Genomic DNA, 2,472 nt, shown 5'->3' with positions numbered 1-2,472 from the left:
ACGCGACAGGTCCCGTCACCCGCAGCGCCTGCGCTACCTGCTCCGCATCCGGTTCCACCACCACCGGGGCCAGCCGCACGCCGTTGAGCGCCGCGTGCTGGGTCAGGTAGCCGCGGGCCAGCTTCGCCAAAGCGGACTGGCCCGCCAGGATCTCCTTCTGCACCGCCACAGCGATGCGGTCCCACCAGCCATCGATATCGGTCACGTCCGCACGCAGCGCCGTGGTGTGCAGCCTGCGCGCGATCAGTTCAGCGACTTTCAGGACCTGGCTCTGGTGGTACCGGCTCAACGCCTGAGCCCGGGCGCTCGACATCGTCCACCCCCGATCGTCCAGTCAGCTCCAGACCAGGCGGCGCACCCGCCAGCAGCTCCCGGACATCGCCCAGGGCGTCGCGGTCCTGCGCCAGGGCTTCCCAGCGCTCCAGGTCTTGTTCGGTGACCCCGGGGATGCGCTCCCACAGGGCGCGCGGGGGGATGTCCAGCTGCGTGGCCAGCTTGCCCAGCGCATCAGCGACCTGGGCCAGCGAACGCGGCGTGGTATCGCGCCACGCCACCTGCGCCGAGGTGTCCCGCCACGTCTCCTCATCGCCCAACGCCCGGCCCGCCAGGCGCAGCATCTGCTCGACGCTCTCCCCGAAGCTGGTCTTGTGCTCGCCGATATCCAGCTGGTGCCCGGCCTCGAGCGCGGCCAGCGCCTCCGCACTGACATTGGAGACGGCGTTGCCGACCACCAGCGTGTGCGGCGGGATCTGCCGGGCCGAGGAAATGTAGAGCAGCGTCTTGTCGCGGGAGTTCAAGTAGCCGGACAGGTCCGTCTCGGAGAACTCCCCGAACTTCGTGTCCGTGCTGTCGGACTGCCACACCCGGTTCACGGCCGCATTCCACGGCTCAATCGGGTTGCCGTCCTCGTCCTCAGCGATCGCCATGCCGGTCACCCAGCGCTGCTTGAACGCCGCAATATGCTGCGACATCAGCAGCCCGAACGTCGTCTGGTTCAGCTGCCGCTGCGCCGGAAGCATCGGATACACGATGCCCTGCGGCACATCGTCCAGGTCCTCGTGCGATTCCAGGAACCGCACCACCGGACACACGCCAAGACCGTGCGCACGCACCTCAACCTGCTGGAAATCGAGCCCAGCCCCGCCGAAGGGAAGCAGCTCGCTACGGTCCTTGCCCATGGCCGGCCACACGAGCATGGTCGGCACGTCCACGGTGTAGGTGAACTGGTCGTCATACACCGTGATGGCAGTCATGGCAGCGCCCGCGGAACCCAGCACAGGGCGCGGGTTGCCGATACTGACGGCGTACTGCGGCCACTCATCATTGACCGGGTCGTCGTACAGCGCGGTGAGACGGCGCGGCGAGAACGGCGTGATCACCGGGTATTCCTCGCCGGGCAGGACCACCGCATAGGACACCCCGTACGTCAACGCCGCCCGGTACAACCCCGTCTGGCGAGCGTCCATGCGGTTGGGCTGCCACACCGCATCCCACACCGGGGAATTGACGGTCGCGCCCGAGGGCCGAAACCCGTCGACGAACAGGCCCTGCGCGAGCGAAGACACCAGCAGCGGAAGGATGTTGAAGCGGGCCTGCTCGACAAGCTTCTTGTACTCCAAGGTCGCCGACTGCGGCACGTAGATGTCGCAGACCTCGTTCTTCAGGTACGCGCGCACCTCGTTGAGGCGAGCCGACTCCGCCCTGCGGCCGGCCAGCAGGAACTGCACGACTTCCGCCAGCTCTTTCGGGTTCATGGCACCGGCCATCACGCTCGCTCCCTTTCACTCAACAGGGCTGCGACGTCGATCCACGAGTCGGCCAGATGCTCCAGACGCTCCATCAGTGCGAGATTCGTCTCCGTCTCGGCCGCATGCAGCAGCCGTGCCGCATGCGCGATCGCCTCATCCGAAGTCACCACTCACCCCCACGCCACCACTCGGCCAGGCCGCTTCTTGGGTCCTTGGTTGTGCTGCGCCCAGGCCGACGACGCCAGGAGCATGCGGCGCACCATGCGGGCCCCGATCGCACACACCGCCAGGTCGATCTTCTTCGGGGACTCTCGGCCCGCTTTCGCGATCGAGACGCCGAAGCGGTTCGATCGCCTGCGGGCATTGAGGACGTGCCGGGTCAGTCGTGGATCTCCGTCGTGGGTGATGGCCCGTTCCTGGACGTCGATCTCCATGCGCTGGCAGGCCTCGGTGAAATCCTTGAGGTGCCCGCGCATGTCCCACGCGATGCGGTGGGCGCTGCGGCCGACTTGGGCGTCGATGAGCAGCTGCTCGCCGAGGTCCTGGGCCCAGGTGTCGAGGTAGTTCTCGAACTCCTTCACGTCCCCGAAGAACGCCACCACCCGGTACTGGGCGAACACGTCGCGCACGGCGCGGTCCACGTCCGCCCGATCCACCTGCCAGCCCAGCCCTTGCGGACCGGGCGGCTTCTCCCAGCAGCCGAGAACGAACACGTGGCCGTCGC

The 2,472-nt window shown here is 67.6% G+C and carries 3 protein-coding genes and 1 pseudogene; all 4 read right to left on the bottom strand.

Annotated elements, in window-relative coordinates; all coding sequences use genetic code 11:
* Positions 1-289: hypothetical protein (locus JAO81_RS41755; protein ID WP_199553230.1), on the bottom strand; the 289-nt coding region annotated here is incomplete at its 3' end.
* On the bottom strand, positions 249-1,766 hold the full coding sequence (locus JAO81_RS41750; RefSeq protein ID WP_199553229.1) for a phage portal protein: 1,518 nt from the start codon (positions 1,764-1,766) through the stop codon (positions 249-251). The genes JAO81_RS41750 and JAO81_RS41755, both read right to left, overlap by 41 nt.
* Positions 1,766-1,915, bottom strand: a complete 150-nt coding sequence (locus JAO81_RS41745; RefSeq protein WP_199553228.1) for a hypothetical protein — start codon at positions 1,913-1,915, stop codon at positions 1,766-1,768. The genes JAO81_RS41750 and JAO81_RS41745 overlap by 1 nt, the downstream gene beginning before the upstream one ends.
* Positions 1,916-1,918: 3 nt before the next feature.
* Positions 1,919-2,472: pseudogene (locus JAO81_RS41740) on the bottom strand (Terminase); the annotation flags it as partial.

Source organism: Streptomyces sp. N35 (assembly GCF_016464295.1).
GTDB lineage: Bacteria > Actinomycetota > Actinomycetes > Streptomycetales > Streptomycetaceae > Streptomyces.
This window is presented reverse-complemented; position numbering and strand designations above follow the sequence as displayed.

Excerpts from the sequence above, each read along its gene's own strand:
- JAO81_RS41750 (WP_199553229.1), bottom strand. The coding sequence starts at position 1,766 with ATGGCCGGTGCCATGAACCCGAAAGAGCTGGCGGAAGTCGTGCAGTTC.